Annotated in this window: 22 protein-coding genes; 3 read left to right on the plus strand and 19 right to left on the minus strand. The window is 57.2% G+C overall.

Translation table 11 applies throughout. The features are described from left to right. Nucleotide 1 precedes the first annotated feature (1 nt). The 15 genes from queE to ACZ9IM_RS10535 form a co-directional block, all read right to left on the minus strand. Nucleotides 2–649 carry a 7-carboxy-7-deazaguanine synthase QueE gene (queE, locus tag ACZ9IM_RS10465; RefSeq protein WP_008072914.1) on the minus strand — a complete coding sequence of 216 codons (648 nt, stop codon included), beginning with the start codon at nt 647–649 and terminating at the stop codon, nt 2–4. Between the two features lie 179 nt (nt 650–828). Beyond that, nucleotides 829–1,680: a tol-pal system protein YbgF gene (ybgF, locus tag ACZ9IM_RS10470; RefSeq protein ID WP_476223843.1), complete on the minus strand. Its 852-nt coding sequence runs from the start codon at nt 1,678–1,680 to the stop codon at nt 829–831. A gap of 6 nt (nt 1,681–1,686) precedes the next feature. Continuing rightward, nucleotides 1,687–2,184 carry a peptidoglycan-associated lipoprotein Pal gene (gene pal, locus ACZ9IM_RS10475; protein ID WP_003178634.1) on the minus strand — a complete coding sequence of 166 codons (498 nt, stop codon included), beginning with the start codon at nt 2,182–2,184 and terminating at the stop codon, nt 1,687–1,689. 52 nt (nt 2,185–2,236) lie between these two features. Then, complete coding sequence (gene tolB / locus ACZ9IM_RS10480) at nt 2,237–3,505, minus strand: Tol-Pal system beta propeller repeat protein TolB (RefSeq protein WP_201060569.1); 1,269 nt, start codon at nt 3,503–3,505, stop codon at nt 2,237–2,239. Between the two features lie 29 nt (nt 3,506–3,534). Next, nucleotides 3,535–4,614, minus strand: coding sequence for a cell envelope integrity protein TolA (tolA, locus tag ACZ9IM_RS10485; RefSeq protein ID WP_008072426.1), 1,080 nt, complete (start codon nt 4,612–4,614; stop codon nt 3,535–3,537). Then, on the minus strand, nt 4,614–5,066 hold the full coding sequence (tolR, locus tag ACZ9IM_RS10490; protein WP_162556275.1) for a protein TolR: 453 nt from the start codon (nt 5,064–5,066) through the stop codon (nt 4,614–4,616). Before tolR ends, tolA begins: the two co-directional genes overlap by 1 nt. 23 nt (nt 5,067–5,089) lie before the next feature. Next, nucleotides 5,090–5,785, minus strand: a complete 696-nt coding sequence (tolQ, locus tag ACZ9IM_RS10495; protein ID WP_007897030.1) for a protein TolQ — start codon at nt 5,783–5,785, stop codon at nt 5,090–5,092. Next, nucleotides 5,775–6,242: a tol-pal system-associated acyl-CoA thioesterase gene (ybgC, locus tag ACZ9IM_RS10500; RefSeq protein WP_007933231.1), complete on the minus strand. Its 468-nt coding sequence runs from the start codon at nt 6,240–6,242 to the stop codon at nt 5,775–5,777. Before ybgC ends, tolQ begins: the two co-directional genes overlap by 11 nt. A 127-nt stretch (nt 6,243–6,369) precedes the next feature. Continuing rightward, complete coding sequence (gene ruvB, locus ACZ9IM_RS10505) at nt 6,370–7,431, minus strand: Holliday junction branch migration DNA helicase RuvB (protein ID WP_476223844.1); 1,062 nt, start codon at nt 7,429–7,431, stop codon at nt 6,370–6,372. Beyond that, nucleotides 7,432–8,049: a Holliday junction branch migration protein RuvA gene (ruvA, locus tag ACZ9IM_RS10510; protein WP_059182263.1), complete on the minus strand. Its 618-nt coding sequence runs from the start codon at nt 8,047–8,049 to the stop codon at nt 7,432–7,434. A gap of 114 nt (nt 8,050–8,163) precedes the next feature. Next, nucleotides 8,164–8,688 (minus strand): crossover junction endodeoxyribonuclease RuvC, encoded by a 525-nt coding sequence (gene ruvC / locus ACZ9IM_RS10515; RefSeq protein ID WP_008147379.1) that lies wholly within the window; start codon nt 8,686–8,688, stop codon nt 8,164–8,166. A 166-nt stretch (nt 8,689–8,854) separates the two neighbouring features. Beyond that, a complete protein-coding gene (locus ACZ9IM_RS10520; RefSeq protein WP_008072427.1) occupies nt 8,855–9,601 on the minus strand; it encodes a YebC/PmpR family DNA-binding transcriptional regulator in 747 nt (248 codons plus the stop codon). A 123-nt stretch (nt 9,602–9,724) separates the two neighbouring features. Beyond that, nucleotides 9,725–11,500 (minus strand): aspartate--tRNA ligase, encoded by a 1,776-nt coding sequence (gene aspS, locus ACZ9IM_RS10525; protein ID WP_008072428.1) that lies wholly within the window; start codon nt 11,498–11,500, stop codon nt 9,725–9,727. Between the two features lie 122 nt (nt 11,501–11,622). Next, a complete protein-coding gene (locus ACZ9IM_RS10530) occupies nt 11,623–11,844 on the minus strand; it encodes an FmdB family zinc ribbon protein (RefSeq protein WP_010457489.1) in 222 nt (73 codons plus the stop codon). Between the two features lie 136 nt (nt 11,845–11,980). Then, complete coding sequence (locus tag ACZ9IM_RS10535) at nt 11,981–12,319, minus strand: ribbon-helix-helix domain-containing protein (RefSeq protein ID WP_476223845.1); 339 nt, start codon at nt 12,317–12,319, stop codon at nt 11,981–11,983. 464 nt (nt 12,320–12,783) lie between these two features. Between ACZ9IM_RS10535 and ACZ9IM_RS10540 the strand changes: the two genes are divergently transcribed. After that, nucleotides 12,784–13,386: a cold shock domain-containing protein membrane protein gene (locus tag ACZ9IM_RS10540; RefSeq protein ID WP_427622898.1), complete on the plus strand. Its 603-nt coding sequence runs from the start codon at nt 12,784–12,786 to the stop codon at nt 13,384–13,386. Between the two features lie 76 nt (nt 13,387–13,462). On the opposite strand, the gene ACZ9IM_RS10545 is transcribed toward ACZ9IM_RS10540, so the two are convergent. Beyond that, nucleotides 13,463–13,669: a SlyX family protein gene (locus tag ACZ9IM_RS10545; RefSeq protein WP_427622899.1), complete on the minus strand. Its 207-nt coding sequence runs from the start codon at nt 13,667–13,669 to the stop codon at nt 13,463–13,465. Between the two features lie 3 nt (nt 13,670–13,672). Beyond that, nucleotides 13,673–14,098 (minus strand): HIT family protein, encoded by a 426-nt coding sequence (locus ACZ9IM_RS10550; RefSeq protein ID WP_123495507.1) that lies wholly within the window; start codon nt 14,096–14,098, stop codon nt 13,673–13,675. An 899-nt stretch (nt 14,099–14,997) separates the two neighbouring features. Here ACZ9IM_RS10550 and ACZ9IM_RS10555 point away from each other — a divergent pair. Then, nucleotides 14,998–16,344, plus strand: a complete 1,347-nt coding sequence (locus ACZ9IM_RS10555) for an OprD family porin (protein WP_427622900.1) — start codon at nt 14,998–15,000, stop codon at nt 16,342–16,344. 65 nt (nt 16,345–16,409) lie between these two features. Here ACZ9IM_RS10555 and ACZ9IM_RS10560 read toward each other — a convergent pair whose 3' ends face one another. Continuing rightward, nucleotides 16,410–17,252 carry a mechanosensitive ion channel family protein gene (locus ACZ9IM_RS10560; protein WP_427622901.1) on the minus strand — a complete coding sequence of 281 codons (843 nt, stop codon included), beginning with the start codon at nt 17,250–17,252 and terminating at the stop codon, nt 16,410–16,412. Between the two features lie 138 nt (nt 17,253–17,390). Then, nucleotides 17,391–17,876 carry a YajQ family cyclic di-GMP-binding protein gene (locus ACZ9IM_RS10565; protein ID WP_476223846.1) on the minus strand — a complete coding sequence of 162 codons (486 nt, stop codon included), beginning with the start codon at nt 17,874–17,876 and terminating at the stop codon, nt 17,391–17,393. 139 nt (nt 17,877–18,015) lie between these two features. Here ACZ9IM_RS10565 and ACZ9IM_RS10570 point away from each other — a divergent pair, with 139 nt between their 5' ends. Next, entirely contained in the window at nt 18,016–18,933 is a 918-nt protein-coding gene (locus ACZ9IM_RS10570) for a putative 2-dehydropantoate 2-reductase (RefSeq protein ID WP_427622902.1), read from the plus strand. Nucleotides 18,934–18,969: the final 36 nt, after the last annotated feature.

The raw sequence follows: 18,969 nt of genomic DNA on the forward strand, positions 1-18,969 counted from the left end.
TTCAGCGCCCCGGCTCGTCATTCCAAAGATATTTATGCAGCTGCAATTGCAGGCGCACAGGCAGATTGTCCGCCACCACCCAGTCCGCCAGATCACGCGCGTTCAGGTCATGGTGGCTCGGCGAGAACAGGACTTCGCCGGCACGCTGATCCAGACCGTATTGAATCAGCTTGGACACGGCCCAGTCGTAGTCTTCCCGCGAGCAGATGACAAACTTTACCTGATCGTTAGGCGTGAGCAGCTCAATGTTCTCGTAGCGGTTGCGATGCGCTTCTTTCGAACCCGGGGTTTTCAGGTCGACGACGCGACTGACCCGCGGATCGACCGCCGAGATATCCAGCGCGCCACTGGTTTCCAGCGACACTTCGTAGCCGGCGTCACACAACTGCTTGAGCAAGGGAATGGCATTCGGTTGCGCCAGGGGCTCGCCGCCCGTGACACAGACATAACGCGGGCGAAAACCGGCCACTTGCTCGAGGATGTCATCGAGCGTGCGAATGGTGCCGCCAGTGAACGCGTAGGCGCTGTCGCAGTATTGGCAACGCAATGGGCAACCGGTCAGGCGCACAAAAACAGTGGGCAGCCCGGCAGTCCGCGTTTCACCCTGCAACGAGTAGAAAACTTCGGTGATTCTCAATGTGTCTTGCATAGTCGCCACGGGCGTAACAGCTAAACAGGCTGTCCGCCTCCGTCAGGCACTTCAAGGAACCTCGCCAACGCGCAGATCCCAAAAAGCGTGTTTCATAAAAAGGGCATGAATTCTAACGAAAAAACCCGCGATAGGCGCGGGTTTCTTCTAAACATAACTATTTCTACAAGCTTACAGGCTTACATGCGCTGCAAGTCACGCTGCGCCAGCTGAGCGGCGGAAGTGCCCGGATATTGGGACACGACCTGCTGCAGAATGCCTTTGACCCGGTCGGTATGACCGAGGCGACGCTCTACATCAGCGAGCTTGTACAACGAGTCAGGCACTTTTGGGTGCTTGGGGTACAGCTGCGAAACCTTGGCAAATGCCTGACCTGCGCCTTGCAGATCGCCTTTGGCCAGGTTCACTTCACCCAACCAGTACTGGGCGTTGCCCGCGTACTGGCTGTTCGGGTATTTGCGCAGGAATGCGGCGAAAGCCTGGCTGGCCTTGTCGAAATCCTTGGCTTTGATCAGGTCGAAGGCTGCATCGTAATACAGTTTCTCCTTCGCCGGATCAGCCGGTTCGCTACCTGCGGCAGGCGCTTGTGTGGAAGTGGCAGCGGCTGCCGCCCCCACACCTGCGCCGGCTGCTGCACCGGGGGCATTCAAGTTGCCACCGGTGGAAGAATTATCAGGAGTCGCGGCTGGTGCAACGCCGGTTCCTATGCGCCGATCAAGATCCTGATATCGCTCCAGGTTCTCTTGCTTCATGCGCGCTACATCATTTTGCAGAACTTCGATCACACCCTGTTGGCGTGAGATCTGCTCCTGCATCGATTGCAGTTGGTTGAACAGCTCGCCCTGTGCCGAGACAGGGGCCGAAACCCCTCCCCCGGCATAGGCGCCGTTCGTACCGTAACCCGCAGGCGGATAACTACTCCCGCTATTGTTATAGCCGGAGTTGTCCTCGACCACAGGAACCGCAGCCCACACCGCAAGCGGTGCGAGGCTGAGAGCCAAAACAGTTACAGCACGACGGCACGTTCGCATGACGAATTACTTACGCAGTTCGACGCGACGGTTTTGAGCCCAGGACTGCTCGTCGTTGCCGGTAGCAACTGGACGCTCTTCGCCGTAGGAAACCAGTTCCAGCTGAGCTGGGGAAACACCTTGCAGTACCAGGTAACGCTGAACGGCTTTCGCACGACGCTCGCCCAGTGCCATGTTGTACTCACGAGTACCACGTTCGTCGGTGTTGCCTTCCAGAACAACGCGAGCGCCGTTTGCTTTCAGGTCTTTGGCGTGAACGTCCAGAGCGCGCATGGCTTCTGGCTTCAGGTCCGAGCTGTCGTATTCGAAGTAGAAGGTGGTGATTGCGCGCAGAGCAGCTTCTTCGCTCAGGGAGCCGTCAACAGCACCAGTGTTAGCGCCGTAACCAGCGTTTGGATCAACAGCGCCTTCACCGGCGTTGTCGCCGCCTTTGGACGAGCAACCTACAGCTACAGCCATGGCCAGAGCCAGCGCAGCAAATTTACCAAACTTCAGCATTTCCATCGTGAAACTCCTAATGAACCCCAGTGTGTTAAGTACAACGTGTAGCGCCGCGTCAGTTCAGGTAAGGGGACCAGGACGGTTCTCTGACTTCGCCTTGTGCGGTAGGAAGCGGGAGCCTCACGCGTCCATTAATGGACACGAGCATCAAGACTCCCCGGCCCTGCTGGCGGGTGGCGTAGATTACCATGGTGCCGTTGGGCGCAACAGTAGGCGACTCGTCCAGAGTGCTATCAGTGAGGATCTTTACACTACCGCGCTGCAAATCCTGGGCCGCCACCTTGAAATTGGTGAAACCTTCCTGGCGATGGATCATCACCAGGGTCTTTTCATCGGCCGACAGTTTAGGGTTGGCGTTGTAGTTACCGATGAAGGTCACACGCTCCGCACCACCACCGCTTGCGCTGGTTTTGTAGATCTGTGGCTTGCCGCCACGGTCGGAGGTGAAGTAGATGGTCGAACCATCTTTACCCCAGAACGGCTCGGTGTTGATGCCCTGACCGTTGGTGACGCGACTGATCTGACGCGAACCCAGGTTCATCACATAGATGTCCGGGTTACCGTCTTTCGACAGTACGAATGCCAGACGCTGACCATCCGGCGACCAGGCTGGCGCACCATTCAGGCCTTCGAAGTTGGTGATCTGCTCACGGCGACCGGTGTCGATGTTCTGCATGAAAATGCGCGGACGCTTCTGCTCGAACGACACATAAGCAATGCGTTTGCCATCCGGTGCAAAACGCGGCGACAGGATCGGCTCGCGCGATTGCAGCAGTGTCACGGCACGGGCACCGTCATAGTCCGAACGTTGCAACGTGTAGCGAGTGTTCTTCTCGGAGAACCGCTCGGCCGTCACGTACAGCAGACGAGTCGAGAACGCACCTTTGATACCGGTGAGTTTCTCGAACGACTGGTCGGAGATGTAATGCGCCATGTCACGCAGTTGATCGACGCTGCCCGACACGCTGCCGGTCAGCACTTGCTGCTCGGTGGCGACGTTGAACAGTGCGTATTGAACCTGCAGGCGACCGCCCGCAGGAACGATACTGCCAACCATAATGTACTGGGCGCCAACAGCCTTCCAGTCACGGAAAATGATTTCGCTGGCCTGGCTTGGCTGGCTGATCATGTTCTGCTTTGGAATCGGTGCGTAGTAACCCGAGTTACGCAGGTCGTTACCGATGATTTCGGCCATGTCATCCGGCAGCACGGTGCCACCCTGGAAACCGAATGGCACTACGGCAATTGGAGTTGCCTGGGAGCTACCACTGCTGACCAGGATATTTTTTTCATCTGCCGTGGCCAGTCCTGCAAAGCAGAACATGACTACAAGCAGTCCTCGAAGAAGGTTTCTCACAAGGCTAGATCCTCAGGTGTGAATGTCATCTTGAATGAACGATAGGGTGCGAAATCAGCTGGCTTCAGACCCTGCATTTCGGTCAATCGACCAATATTTTTTACTGCCGCTACCGCTGAACTGTCGAACGGCACATCACCACTGGAACGGGCAACCGATACGCCGGAGATCGTTCCGTCAGGCAGCATGTTGATTTGCAGGATCACTTTCATGCCCTTGCGGGCCGACGGTGGCTGCGCCCAACCTTCAGAAGCACGCGAGCGAATCAGGTCATCGAAGTTGCCGGCGACTTCGTCACCCTGCTCATCGGCCAAGGCCTGCTGACGCTGCGGCGTGTCGGAAAGCAAATCTGCCAGGGCCTGAGCCTTTTTCTCATCGACGGATTTACGTGCCGCTTCCTGCGATTTTTTCTTCGCGGCATCGGCAGCAGCTTTCTTCTTCGCGTCTTCGGCGACTTTCTTCTTCGCCTCTTCAGCTTCAGATTTCTTCTTGGCGTCTTCGGCGGCTTTCTTCTTCGCGTCTTCGACGATCTTTTTCTTCGCTTCTTCAGCGGCCGCTTTCTTGGCCTCTTCTTCAGCAGCTTTCTTGGCTTCTTCTTCAGATTTCTTCTTGGCTATATCAGCCAATTGTTTCTCTTCGGCCTTTTTGGCTTCGGCGGTCTTCTTGGCTTCATCGGCTTTCTTGGCTTCATCAGCCTTTTTTGCCTCTTCCGCTTTCTTCGTCTCGTCGGCCTTCTTGGATTCTTCGGCTTTTTGAGCCGCATCTTCCTTCTTTTGTTCCGCGGCCTTGATCGCTTCCTGTTCGATCTTTTTCTGTTCCATCTGTTCGACTTCGGTCTGGCGCGCAGCAGATTTCTGCGCTTCACCCGCAATCTTCTGATTGGTCTGGGTGGTCGCCCGACTTTTCGATTTCAACTGGTACAGGGTCGCCTGGACGATAGGCTTGGCCGGCGGCAGCTCCGGTGTGAAGGCGAAACTGACGAACAGCATGCCGAACACCAGCACGTGCAAGACAATCGCCCAGACACTAGGCCAGAAGTAGCTTTCCGAGGCGGACGGCTCTCGCATTTGCTGCATCAGGGTGCCTCGGTAATCAAGCCAACATTACCGACCCCGGCTTTCTGCAACCCGCCCATCGCGCCCATGACGGAGCCGTAATCGACAGTCTTGTCGCCGCGAATGAATACCTGGGTACGCTTGCCGCCTTCAGTACCGGCGCGAATGATCTTGGTCACCGCGTCGGTCATTTGCGGCAAGGTCATGGCCTTGTCCTGCTGCTTTTCGGTGTCGACTTCGCTGCCAAGGTTCCAGTAGTAGGTCTTGTCAGACTTGATCGAAATGGTCAGGACCTGAGTGTTGTTGTCCTGCGGCAAGGCTTCGCTGGAAACCTTGGGCAGATCAACTTTCACGCCCTGATTGAGCATCGGCGCGGTCACCATGAAGATGACCAGCAGTACCAGCATCACGTCGATGTAAGGCACCACGTTCATCTCGGCAACCGGCTTGCGCTTTTTGCGAGCTCGAGCGATTAAAGCCATTGGAAATTACCTGCTTATTCTTCGCTGGTGTGCACTTTGCGGTGCAGGATCGCCTGGAATTCGTCGGCGAAGGTGTAGTAACGGCCCAGCAAGGTTTCGCTGCGAGCAGCAAAACGGTTGTACGCTATAACGGCCGGGATGGCGGCGAACAGACCGATCGCGGTAGCAATCAGTGCTTCGGCAATACCAGGGGCCACAGTGGCCAGGGTCGCTTGCTGGGCAGTTGCCAGACCACGGAAGGAGTTCATGATGCCCCAGACCGTACCGAACAGACCGATGTACGGGCTGACGGAACCGACGGTGGCGAGAAACGGCAGGCTCTGCTCGAGTTTTTCTTCCTCGCGGGAGATGGCCACGCGCATGGCACGGGCCACGCCTTCCATGACCGCTTCCGGGTCAACGCCTGACTGCTGACGCAGACGGGAGAATTCCTTGAAGCCGGCACGGAAGATTTGCTCGACGCCCGAATCCGGATCAGGGTTGCTGCCGGCCTGACGGTAGAGTTTGGACAGGTCGATACCGGACCAGAAGCGCTCTTCAAAGCTCTCCAGGGCACGTCGACCGGCGCGCAGCAAGTTGCTGCGCTGAAAGATCATGATCCATGAGGTCACCGATGCGGCTACCAGGATCAGCATTACCAGTTGCACCACGATACTGGCATTGCTGACCAGGCTCCACATGGAGGAATGGTCGACGACGTTAGCTTCCACGCTTTATCTCCTGCTTTGAGTGTGTACCCGCGCCGCTCACGTCGGCAAAGGCCGCACGTAGAGCTTCGGGAATGGCCCGGGGTTTCAAACTGTTGGTGCGCACACAGGCCACCAGAAACTGCCCTTCGCAGAGCAGCACATTATCCGTAGCCCGCCTGACCTGCTGTTTGAAGCGCAGGCTGACCCGGTTCAATTCAATTACTTCAGCGCTTACCAGCAGTTCGTCGTCCAGTCGCGCCGGCGCGTGGTAACGCGCTTCGCTGGAATGCACGACAAACAACAGGTCCTCCCCTGCCAGCGCCGACTGGGCAAAGCCCAGCTCCCGGAGCCGCTCGGTTCGAGCCCGTTCCATAAACTTGAGGTAATTGACGTAATACACGATGCCGCCCGCATCGGTGTCCTCGTAATAAACGCGACAACGATGTGCGAACGGCTCAAGCCCGTTTTGCGCGCGCATACTCTAGTGCTTACTCCTCAGGTTGCCAATCCGGCCAGGCAACTGTTTTTCATTGATTCGCGGCTTTCTGGTGAAAGTACGGTCCTGGGACAGCACAAACCCCGAATAAATCAGCGCGCAAAGGTTACTAATCGTCCACGGCATCGAGGAACTCGTCTACCACGGGCATCTCGCCTAATCGTGACGGGATGTTTAAACCGAAGTGCAGGTACGCATGTCGAGTGACCACCCGCCCCCGCGGAGTGCGCATGATATAGCCCTGCTGGATCAAATACGGCTCCAGCACGTCTTCAATGGTGTGACGCTCTTCGCTGATCGCCGCCGCCAGACTGTCCACCCCCACCGGCCCACCGTCGAACTTCTCGATCATGGTCAGCAGCAGGCGTCGATCCTGGTGATCGAAGCCACGCTCGTCGACATCCAGCAGGTTCAGCGCCAGGTCGGCGATCGGCTTGGTGATGTGGCCTTTGGCGCGAACCTCGGCGAAATCCCTTACTCGTCGCAGCAAGCGGTTGGCGATCCGCGGCGTGCCACGGGCACGGCGGGCGATTTCGAAGGCGCCTTCCGGGTCCAGCGGCAAACCGAGAATGTTCGCCGAACGGCTGACAATCGTTGCCAGGTCGGCGGTGTTGTAGAACTCCAGACGCTGAACGATCCCGAAACGGTCGCGCAACGGGTTGGTCAGCATGCCGGCCCGGGTGGTTGCGCCGACCAGGGTGAACGGCGGCAGATCGAGTTTGATCGAGCGCGCGGCCGGCCCTTCGCCGATCATGATGTCGAGCTGGAAATCTTCCATCGCCGGGTACAGCACTTCTTCGACGATCGGCGACAACCGATGGATCTCGTCGATGAACAGCACGTCATGGGGTTCAAGGTTGGTCAGCAACGCTGCCAAATCACCTGGACGCTCAAGAACCGGCCCCGAGGTGCTTTTGATCGACACGCCCATTTCCTGGGCAATGATGTTGGCCAGGGTGGTTTTACCCAGCCCCGGCGGGCCGAAAATCAGCGTGTGGTCCAGGGATTCATTGCGCCCACGCGCGGCCTGGATGAACAACTCCATTTGCTCGCGAACGGTTGGCTGGCCAATGTACTCGGCCAGGCTGACGGGACGAATCGCCCGGTCCTGGACTTCCTCGCGGTCACGGGGATCACCCGTGGCAGCGATCAGACGATCAGCTTCAATCACTTAGATCATTCCCTTCAGGGCACGACGAATCAAGTCTTCACTGCTCAAACCTTTCTCCTTGATCGCAGAAATTGCCTTGCTGGCTTCCTGCGGCTTGTAGCCCAGGGAAATCAGCGCGCTGACCGCGTCATTTTCGGCGGTGGCGACTGGAGCTGGCGCATCTGGCCCACCCGGCTGGTTTGGCACCAACGCAAACATCGCCGGCACGGTTTCCCACGCCTTGAAGCGATCCTTGAGTTCCACCAACAACCGCTCGGCCGTCTTCTTGCCAACGCCAGGCACCTTGGTCAGGGCCGAAGTGTCCTGGGACTGCACGCAACGAACCAGCTCGTCGACCTCCAGGCTCGACATCAAGGCCAGCGCCAGTTTCGGCCCCACACCATTGAGACGGATCAGCTCGCGAAAAAAGTCTCGCTCGCGCTTGCCAAAGAAGCCATAGAGTAACTGCGCGTCTTCGCGTACGACCAAATGGGTGTGCAAGGTCAGTGGTTCACCGACCGACGGCAAGCGATAAAGCGTTGTCATGGGCACTTCCAGCTCATACCCCAGACCGTTTACATCCAGAATCAGGTGCGGCGGCTGTTTCTCAGCCAAAGTGCCGCGCAAGCGTCCAATCACGTTTCAGATCCTTGAGCCTTGGCCAGATCAGTGCTGGCGACTGACAGAACAAGGGTTTTGCGCCGACAACACAGGCGCAAAACCCTCATTCCATAAAAATGATTGCTGATGCTATCAGAGACGCAGGCGCCCGCCACGACTGCGTGCTGTGCCCAGACCATGAGGCAACAGGCTGGAACGGGTGTGAGCGTGGCAAATCGCGATGGCCAGGGCATCCGAGGCATCGATTTGCGGCTTGCTGGTCAATTTCAGCATGTGCATGACCATCATCTGCACCTGCTCCTTATTCGCCGCGCCGGTGCCGGTCACCGCCTGTTTGACTTGGGTCGCGGTGTATTCGGCGATTTCCAGGCTTTCCTCGGCACCGGCCACGATGGCAGCGCCGCGGGCCTGACCGAGCTTGAGGGCGGAGTCGGCATTGCGGGCCATGAAGACTTTTTCGATGCCCATGGTCACCGGGCCGTAGGTCTGGATCACTTCGCGCACGCCCCGGTAGACGATTTGCAGGCGCTCGTGCAGCTCGCCGGAGCCCGTGCGAATGCAGCCCGACGCCACGTACACGCAGCCACGCCCGGTATCACGTACCACGCCATAACCGGTGATACGCGAACCGGGGTCGATACCAAGAATTAAAGTCATAACGCCTGCAGAAAGAGATCGCGGTGGCTTGAGGATAACTGTGTAGGAGCTGCCGAAGGCTGCGATCTTTTGATTTTCGATCTTAAAGTCAAAAGATCGCAGCCTTCGGCAGCTCCTACGGGTTTAGCGTAGGGCCTGGCAAGGGCTGCGATCTTTTATAAATGCATCAACCGAGCTGTGCGGCCACCGACTCCGGGATGTCCGCGTTGGAATACACATTTTGCACGTCATCCAGGTCTTCGAGCATATCGATCAGCTTCAGAACCTTCTCGGCGCCTTCCAGGTCCAGTTCGGCACTGGTGGTCGGCAGCATGACGATTTCTGCGTCATCGCCCTTGAAGCCTGCAGCCTCCAAAGCGTTGCGCACGGAATAGAAGCCGGCGAACGAGGTGAACACGTCGATAGAACCGTCTTCGTGGGTCACCACGTCATCGGCGTCGGCCTCCATGGCCGCTTCCATCAGCGCATCCTCATCCACGCCTGGCGCGAAGGAAATCTGCCCCTTGCGCTCGAACAGGTAGGCCACCGAACCATCGGTGCCGAGGTTGCCGCCACACTTGCTGAACGCATGGCGAACAGCCGCTGCAGTACGGTTGCGGTTGTCGGTCATGCATTCGACCATCACCGCCACACCGCCCGGACCGTAACCTTCATAGGTCAGTTCGACCATGTCGTCGGTATCGGCAGCACCGGCACCGCGGGCCACTGCGCGATCGATGATGTCGCGACTCATGTTCGCACCCAGCGCTTTATCCAGCGCCAGACGCAAGCGCGGGTTGGAGCCTGGATCACCGCCGCCCTGACGAGCAGCAACCGTCAGTTCACGAATCCACTTGGTGAAAATCTTGCCCTTCTTGGCATCCTGACGTTCTTTGCGGTGCTTGATGTTCGCCCACTTGGAATGACCCGCCATAACTCGCTCCGAATTATCTTTGAAACATTGCCCGCCACGCCATGATGCGCCGGCCAGCAAATAAAAATCTCGACCATTGTATAAAGAAAGGGCGCATCCGAAGATGCGCCCTTCTGGCCAGCCTTACTCAGCTTTAGGCGTTTCGCGCAGACGAATGTGCAGTTCGCGCAATGCCTTGGCATCCACCAGCCCCGGTGCCTGAGTCATGACGCAGGCAGCGCTCTGGGTTTTCGGGAAGGCGATCACTTCACGGATCGACTGGGCGCCGGTCATCAGCATCACCAGACGGTCCAGACCGAAGGCCAGACCACCGTGCGGCGGCGCGCCATATTTCAGGGCGTCGAGCAGGAAGCCGAACTTCTCTTCCTGTTCCGCTTCGCTGATACCCAGCAGGCGGAACACCGACTGTTGCATTTCCTTGCGGTGGATACGGATCGAACCGCCACCCAGTTCGGTGCCGTTCAGGACCATGTCGTAGGCACGGGACAGCGCGGTTGCCGGGTTGGCTTCCAGTTCTTGCGGCGTGCACTTCGGCGCGGTGAACGGGTGGTGCAACGCGGTGAAGCTGCCGTCGTCGTTCTCTTCGAACATCGGGAAGTCGACGACCCACATCGGTGCCCACTCGCAGGTCAGCAGGTTCAGATCGTGACCAACCTTGATCCGCAGCGCGCCCAAGGCTTCGCTGACGATCTTCGATTTATCAGCGCCGAAGAACACGATATCGCCATCAACTGCACCGACGCGATCGAGGATCACGTTCAGGTTAGCCTCAGGGATGTTCTTGACGATTGGCGATTGCAGACCTTCAACGCCTTTGGCGCGCTCGTTGACCTTGATGTACGCCAGGCCCTTGGCACCGTAGATGCCGACGAACTTGGTGTAGTCGTCGATCTTGCTGCGCGGCATGCTTGCCGCGCCTGGAACGCGCAGAGCGGCAACGCGGCATTTCGGGTCGTTGGCAGGGCCGCTGAACACCTTGAAGTCGACTTCTTTCAGTTGATCGGCAACGTCAACCAGTTCCAGCGGGTTACGCAGGTCCGGCTTGTCGGAACCGTAACGACGCATGGCCTCTTCGAAGGTCATGTGCGGGAAGTCGCCGAACTCCAGGTCCAGCACTTCCTTGAACAGGTTGCGAATCATTTGTTCGGTGATGCCCATGATCTCTTTTTCATCGAGGAAGCTGGTCTCGATGTCGATCTGGGTGAATTCCGGCTGACGGTCGGCGCGCAGATCTTCGTCGCGGAAGCACTTGGCGATCTGGTAGTAACGGTCGAAGCCGGCGACCATCAGCAGCTGCTTGAACAGCTGTGGCGATTGCGGCAAGGCGAAGAAGCTACCTGCGTGAGTACGGCTCGGCACCAGGTAGTCGCGAGCGCCTTCTGGCGTGGCGCGGGTCAGAATCGGCGTCTCGACATCGAGGAAGCCGTTCTCGTCCAGGAAGCGACGGATGCTGGTGGTCATGCGCGAACGCAGACGCAGCTTCTCGAGCATTTCCGGGCGACGCAGGTCGAGGAAGCGATAACGCAGGCGGGTTTCTTCGCCGACATCGGAGAACTCGTTCAGCGGGAACGGCGGGGTTTCCGCTTCGTTCAATACTTCCAGCTCGTAGCCCAGCACTTCGATCATGCCCGACGCCATGTTGGCGTTGGTGGCACCGGCCGGACGCAGGCGCACCTTGCCGGTGATCTTGACCACGTATTCGCTGCGCACGCGATCGGCGGCGGCGAAGGATTCAGCGCGGTCCGGGTCGAACACCACCTGGGCCAGACCGTCACGATCACGGATATCGAGGAAAATCACCCCACCGTGGTCACGACGACGATGGACCCATCCGCAAAGGGTAATTTCCTGGCCTTCCAGGCTTTCGTTCAGTTGGCCGCAATAATGGCTGCGCATCATGGTAGTGGTTTCGCTTCTCGTAATTCGAAATTCGGTTGGAGGTCTTGCCGCACCCCCGCACTTGAATCAGGTGCCAGATGATGCAAGAACTCGCGCGTGTCATTCAGCCCGGGCGCTAGACCCTAGTCAGCTTTGTCGCCACCGGCCAGATTTTTCTTGGAACCGGTCTTGAAGTCGGTTTCGTACCAGCCGGTGCCGCTGAGGCGGAAGCCCGGCATGGACAGCATCTTTTTAAGCTCTGGCGCCTGGCAGGCAGGGCAGTCGACCAGCGGTGCTGCGCTGATCTTTTGAATGGCTTCCAACTGATGACCACAGGAAGCACATTGATAGTCGTACATCGGCATGGGGGTTGTCTCGGCGATCAGATTGCTACCGCGCATGCTGGGCTTTGCGGCAAAGGGCGGGATTATATCCATTAAATGCAGCCTGTGCAGCCGTAAGACTGCACAGACCGACACTCGACCCGATCAACCGCCATCGTCAAGCCATGACGGGGCAACTTCCTTCCTTCAGGCTGTGCACGACGCAGACAACCCGCACCAGCCCGGTGAAGTTCTTCACCCCGCCGTGGCGCAGATGCACTTCGCGATCCACGTGGGACAACAGTGCACTGACCGAGCAGCAATTGACCTTGGCCATATCACCCAAAATATCCCAATAAACCTGCTCCAGCCGCAAACAGGTCGCAAAGCCGTTCAAGCGCACTGACCGGGATAATGGCTGGGCCAGGCCCATATCGAATTCGCTGACAAATGAATCAATCCTTACTTCCTTGAGTGGACCGACCCTCCCCTCGCTTCGCCTGTCTTGATAAACCATAGCGTTGACACTCCTTTGCCATCCTTGCTGCTTATAAGAGTCATATTCCGTTTGCTTATAAAAGCGCAGGCGCACAGGGATATCTAGATGACTTTATGACCATCGACGTAGGATAAGCCAACAACTGAGGGGAGATCATGGAGCTCGTCCTAGGCCGGACGATTTCCTACGAAAACTGACGCAATGTCTTTCAGCGGAACGGCAAAAAGACGCGAGAAACACAGCAGGCAAATAATACTCAGCAAGCGTCATGCACACAGCGGCCAGCAGGAGTACCGCTGGACTGCCTGATTTGAGTAGCTGCGGGCTTTGCTGTTAAATAGGCAGTGTGTCGCTACCGCCTATTTTCCGGGGGCTGCGCATAGGCTGATAGCGGGAACGTGTCCAACGCCTCTTATTGTTCCGAAGCGAACCGTGCTCCATCAGCTCTTCCTTGTGATCCGTCTTAACGTGAGTTAATCAAAATGTTGAAAATCGTCCACCTGCTAATGGGCGCAGCAGCCTTGCTGCTGTCCTTCATCCCTAGCCTGCGATCCGAAGCGCTACCTTACCTGCAACAACCCGATGCGCTGTACCTGGCCTTTTTCGGCCTGCTCAACCTCACCCTTGCACCTGTTATCCCTTACTGGAACAAAGGCCCACGTCATCAACTGCAAAACCTGGTCAGCGCCTTGCTGGTTCTGGCTGTGGTATTGCAAACACTGACATTGTTCGCCCCGATGCCTGTCATCGCCGGTCAACCTGCCGTTCTGTTCAGTCTGGTCGTTGCCCTGATCGCCATTTTTTTGCACCTGGCCGTCAGCTTCTACAAATCTTCACCGGCCGCCGCCTCGCCAAGCTATGACATGAGCAACCGCGATACTGGCACCGTTAAATGGTTCAACACCTCCAAAGGCTTCGGCTTTATTTCCCGTGATTCCGGCGATGATATTTTCGTGCACTTCCGGGCAATTCGCGGTGAAGGCCACCGTGTTCTGGTCGAAGGCCAGCGCGTGGAGTTCTCTGTCATGAACCGTGACAAAGGCCTGCAAGCCGAAGATGTGATCGCCGCCCTGCCGCGTCGCTGATTCCAAGGCTAAAAAAAACCGCGAACAGCCCAGGCTGTTCGCGGTTTTTTTATGGCCTCTTCTTCACTAATGTGGCTCAGTAATGCGGCGGTGGCGCCTCTTCTTCGAAGGACTCGAACTGACCGGCCATCTCCTCCTGCCGCTTGAGCAACGCAGCCATTTGCAATTGCAAGCGCTCTACCATCCGCTGCTGCGCCGCCAGCACATCACTCAATGCCTGGATGGTGTCATCCTGAAACGCCAACTGGCTTTCCAGATCGGTAACGCGTTCTTCCAGGCTCATGTTTCAGCCCTCCAGAAACGTGAAGTCATCGGTCAACACCAGACGCAGCCGCTCACGAATCGCCGCGATCTGCTCTGGACTGTAGGGTTTGGCCGGCTGCTTGCCCCAGACCGGAGCTGGCCAGGCGGCGTCCTCACGCTTGCGCACAATCACATGCATGTGCAACTGGCTGACGACATTACCCAGGGCCGCGACGTTCAACTTGTCCGCATCGAACGAGTCCTTGAGCATTTCCGCCAGTGCGGTGGTTTCCTGCCACAGCTGCTGTTGATCTGCGACATCTAATTGAAATATCTCACTGATATCCTCGCGGCGGGGCACGAGGATGAACCACGGGTAGTTCGAATCATTGGACAACAGCAACCGACAGAGCGGGAAATCGCCGATAGGCAACGTGTCTTGTTGAAGTCGTGGATCTAAAGCGAACACAGCGCACACTCCCCTCTGGTGATCTTTTTTCAGCTTAGCGCCCCCCTGCGAAAGACGGCGCACCAAGCGACAGGACGGCAGCATACCTGCGAACGCCACACGCTTCACGACGAACTGCCACCTGCTGCACCCTACGGGCGCCCCGACATGAGCCATTTTGATCCGGTATGCACCATGACAGAACCAGCCACCGCACAAAAAATGCCGAAATGACCGATAAACGACGGGCCGTTCGAATCCACGACAAAGCGACACCGTGTGAATTCGATACAACAATTGAAATTTTTTGCACCAAAACCGCACAACGCGTCTACGCTCAGTGCGTCAGCATCCGCTAACTACTCACTGGCGGGGTGAACCGGTAACGTTTTTGGTTGTCGCCCCCACTGGATCGATGTGGTAAACACGATGCGAAGCATGGCGTCAAGCTCAGGCAAAACAAGCTTGAACCCCCCGGTTTTATGAGGTTTTTACAGCAACAGGCAGGCCTTTGGAAAAAAACAGCAACAGAATTCCGATTTGTGCACGCTTGTTGCATTCACACCCGTATCGTCTATAAGCGCTCCGCTGGAAGTGGAAGCCTTAAGGCCAATAAAAACAGCGGCAGGGTTGCCCGATGGAGATTCAAGTGCAGGACAAGGGACTCTTTTTTACCGACGCTCAAGCCATGGAAAACAACGTTGAAGTTGTCAGTCCGATTGCGTCGGGATTGTGAATTTGCGACATCTACCAAGCCATTTGCGACAGGGTCGTAAAGAAGCTGAAAGGTTAGATGCGCAAGTATCGCCAACATGGTCGGCGTGATATAAGTTTGCGCCGACACAAAAAGAAAGAGCCGCCCGGATAATAAAACAGGCGGGACGGCAGTACTCTTCTAAAAACCAAAGGAGCAAATCACGATGCGCGTGATGAAGTGGAGCATGATCGCACTGGCAGTTGCAGCAGCAGCCAGTACCCAAATGGCTACGGCCGCACCTTTCGTAAGTGACCAGGCTGAAGCCAAAGGTTTTGTTGAAGACGCCAAGTTCGACTTGCTGATTCGCAACTATTACTTCAACCGTGACAACAAAGATGGCGCCCGCGACGTTAAAGACTGGACCCAAGGTCTTTGGGGCACCTTCAACTCCGGTTACACCCAGGGTACTGTTGGCGTTGGCGTTGATGCATTCGGTTACCTGGCCATCAAACTGGATGGCGGCGATGGCACTTCCGGTTCGGGCAACATGAGCCGTAGCGACACCGTCAACGCCAACGGTGGCCGCAACGTCAACGACAGCCAGGGTAAAGCCGGGGGGGCCATTAAATTCCGCGTCTCCAAAACCGAGCTGAAATTCGGCGACATGTCGCCAAGCACTGCTCCAGTGTTTGCTGTTGGCGGTTCCCGTATCCTTCCTCAAGTTGCCAGCGGTTTCCAACTGCAGAGCAGCGAAGTCAAAGACCTTGACCTCGAAGCCGGTCACTTCTACTCGGGTTCCAGCCAGGACAAAAACGCCCGTGACGGCGGTCTGTTTGCAAACTACGCCGGCGTTGAAGCCAACAGCATCGACTATTTCGGTGGCAAGTACGGCATTACCGATAACCTTTCCGCATCGCTGTATGGCGCCAAGCTGGAAGACATCTGGAACCAGTACTACGCCAACGTGAACCTCACCACTCCATTTGGTGGTGACACGTCGCTGAACACCGACTTCAACATCTACCGCACCACCGACACCGGTGACGCGAAAGCCGGTGACATCAGCAACACAGCATTCTCGCTGGCCACTGCTCTGTCGTTCCTGAAAGCACACACCATCACCCTGGCCTTCCAAAAGGTTAATGGCGATACCCCGTTCGACTACGTCGGTATTGGCAAGAACAACCGCGGCGGCGACTCGATCTTCCTCGCCAACTCCATCCAGTACTCTGACTTCAACGCCCCTGGCGAGAAGTCTGCCCAGATCCGTTACGATCTGAAAATGGCTGAGTACGGCGTTCCTGGTCTGAGCTTCATGACCCGTTATGTGAAAGGTTGGGACATCGACGGTACCAAAACTCCAGCAGGTAGCGCTTACGCCGGCCTGTACGGTGAAGATGGCAAGCACAACGAAACCAACTTCGAAGCCAAGTACGTTGTTCAGTCTGGCCCGGCAAAAGATCTGTCCGTCCGCTTCCGTCAAGCTTGGCACTTTGCTAACGCCGACGAAGGTGAAGGCGACGTGAAAGAGTTCCGTGTGATCGTCGACTACCCGCTGTCGATTTTGTAATCGCATCCAGTTAGTTTGCGGTAACAAACAAAAAGGCCCATCTTCGGATGGGCCTTTTTTGTTGCTTACTGCACCGCAGATTCCTGAACCACTCGAATCACCCGCTGTGGAAACGGAATATCGATACCGGCCGTTTTCAAACGATCACGGGACTGTTCGTTGAACATGAACATCACATCCCAATAATCCGCCGTCTTCACCCACACTCGAAGGGAAACAGTAATCGAACTGTCGCCCAGAGTAGAAATCACTGCCTGAGGTGCCGGGTCAGCCAAAACGCGCTCATCTTTTGCCAGGTCCAGCAACACTTCACGGGCCTTCTGCAAGTCCGCCTCGTAAGCCACGCCGACATCGAATATCACCTTGCGGGTCGGCTGACGGTTGGTATTGGTAATGATGCCGTTCGACAGATTGCCGTTAGGCACGATGATGGTTTTGTTATCGCCGGTACGCAGTACGGTGTGGAAGATCTGGATGCTATCAACAGTACCCGCAACACCTTGAGCTTCGATCCAGTCGCCGATGCGGAACGGACGGAACAACAGAATCAGCACGCCGCCAGCGAAGTTCGCCAGGCTGCCCTGCAACGCCAGACCGATCGCCAGGCCAGCAGCACCGATCGCTGCGACGAACGAGGTGGTTTCCACGCCGATCATCGACGCCACGCTAACGATCAGCAGAACCTTGAGAATGATGTTCGCCAGGTTGCTGATGAAACCTTGCAACGCCAGGTCGGCATTACGCAACGCCAGCAGGCCGCCGAGTTTTTGCGCCACCTTGTTGATCAGCCACCAACCGATGGCCAGGGTAATCACCGCCAACAGCACACGACTGCCGTATTCCATGATCATCGGAATCCAGGCTTGGGATTCCTTGACCAGGTTGTCCACTTCAGCATTCAAATCCATCTTTTTTCTCCTGATTTCCGGCTACCCGGCACGCAAAAAATGAGCGGCAGAAAGACCGAACCCATGAAGGATTCAATCGTTTCTGCCGTTGCTTGGGCCTCGGACGTCGAAAACGCCGAGAGGTTCCCGCTTGAAAAGTCAGTCGCGGAAGTTATTGAACTGTAGCGGCAAATCGAAGGATTTGGCGCGCAGTGCGGCAATTGCTTCTTGCAAGTCATCACGCTTCTTGCCGGTGATGCGCACTTGCTCGCCCTGAATGGCGGCCTGGACCTTGAGCTTGGCGTCTTTGACGTGAGCGACGATTTTCTTCGCCAGCTCTTTGTCGATGCCTTCCTTGAGGACCGCTTCCTGCTTCATCAACTTGCCCGACGCGTAGGCATCCTTGACTTCAAGGCACTGCACGTCGATCTTGCGCTTGACCAGGGCCAGCTTGAGGATCTCGATCATCGCTTCGAGCTGGAAATCGGCTTCCGCGGTCAGGTTGACGGTCAGGTCCTTTTCCTTGAACTCGAAGGTGCCTTTGCCTTTCAGGTCATAACGACGATCGAGTTCCTTGACGGCGTTCTCGACCGCGTTGGTGACTTCGTGTTTGTCCAGTTCGGATACCACGTCGAACGACGGCATGTAATCTCTCCAATAAAAGGCGCGCTCGATAACGATGGAGCGCGCTTGGCTTGCGGTTAAAATCGGGCTCATTATAACGGGTCTTTTCCAACCGATACTGCGAGCCTCACATGCCAGCGTCAAACCGAGCAAAAAGCTGATGTCTACCCCTTGGCATATTCTGGGCGCCGGCAGCCTCGGCACCCTTTGGGCCACACGTCTGGCGCGGGCTGACGTGCCGGTCAGGCTGATCGTGCGGGACGCGACACGCTTACAGGCCTATCGGACGGCTGGCGGTTTGACGCTGGTCGAACATGGCGAAGCGCAGCTGTATCCGGTACCCGGCGAAACAGCCGACAGCGACGAGCCCATCAGCCGTCTGCTAGTGGCCTGCAAAGCCTACGACGCCGTAACAGCCGTGGCCCGTCTCGCCCACCGGCTGACACCCGACGCCGAACTGATCCTGCTGCAGAACGGCCTCGGCAGTCAGGACGCGGTTGCCGCGCAGGTGCCTCAGGCGCGCTGCATCTTCGCCTCCAGCACCGAAGGCGCGTTTCGCGATGGCGACTGGCGTGTGGTGTTCGCCGGTCACGGCTACACCTGGCTGGGCGATGCGGGCCATCCGGTAGCGCCGATCTGGCTGGAGGACTTGAGCGCCGCCGGCATTCCCCACGAGTGGAGCACCGATATCCTCACAAGGCTGTGGCGAAAACTGGCGCTCAATTGTGCGATCAACCCGCTGACCGTGCTGCACGAATGCCGCAACGGCGGTTTGCAGCAACATCATTGCGAAGTCGCCACCCTGTGCGCCGAGCTCACCGAGCTGCTGGAGCGCTGCGGCCAACCGGCAGCGGCACAAAACCTCCGGGAGGAAGTCGAACGGGTAATCAAGGCTACCGCGGCCAATTTCTCCTCGATGTACCAGGACGTCGCGAATCAGCGCCGCACCGAAATCAGCTACCTGTTGGGCCATGCTTGCAAAGTCGCGTCGCGGCATCAGCTGAACCTGCCCCACCTCAGTCAATTGCAGGAGCGCCTGATTGCTCATCTGCGCAGCCTTGGATTGCCCAGCGACTGAGCAGCGGCTACGCTGGCCACTTGTTCCTTTTCAGCG

The organism is Pseudomonas sp. TE12508, from assembly GCF_056279485.1.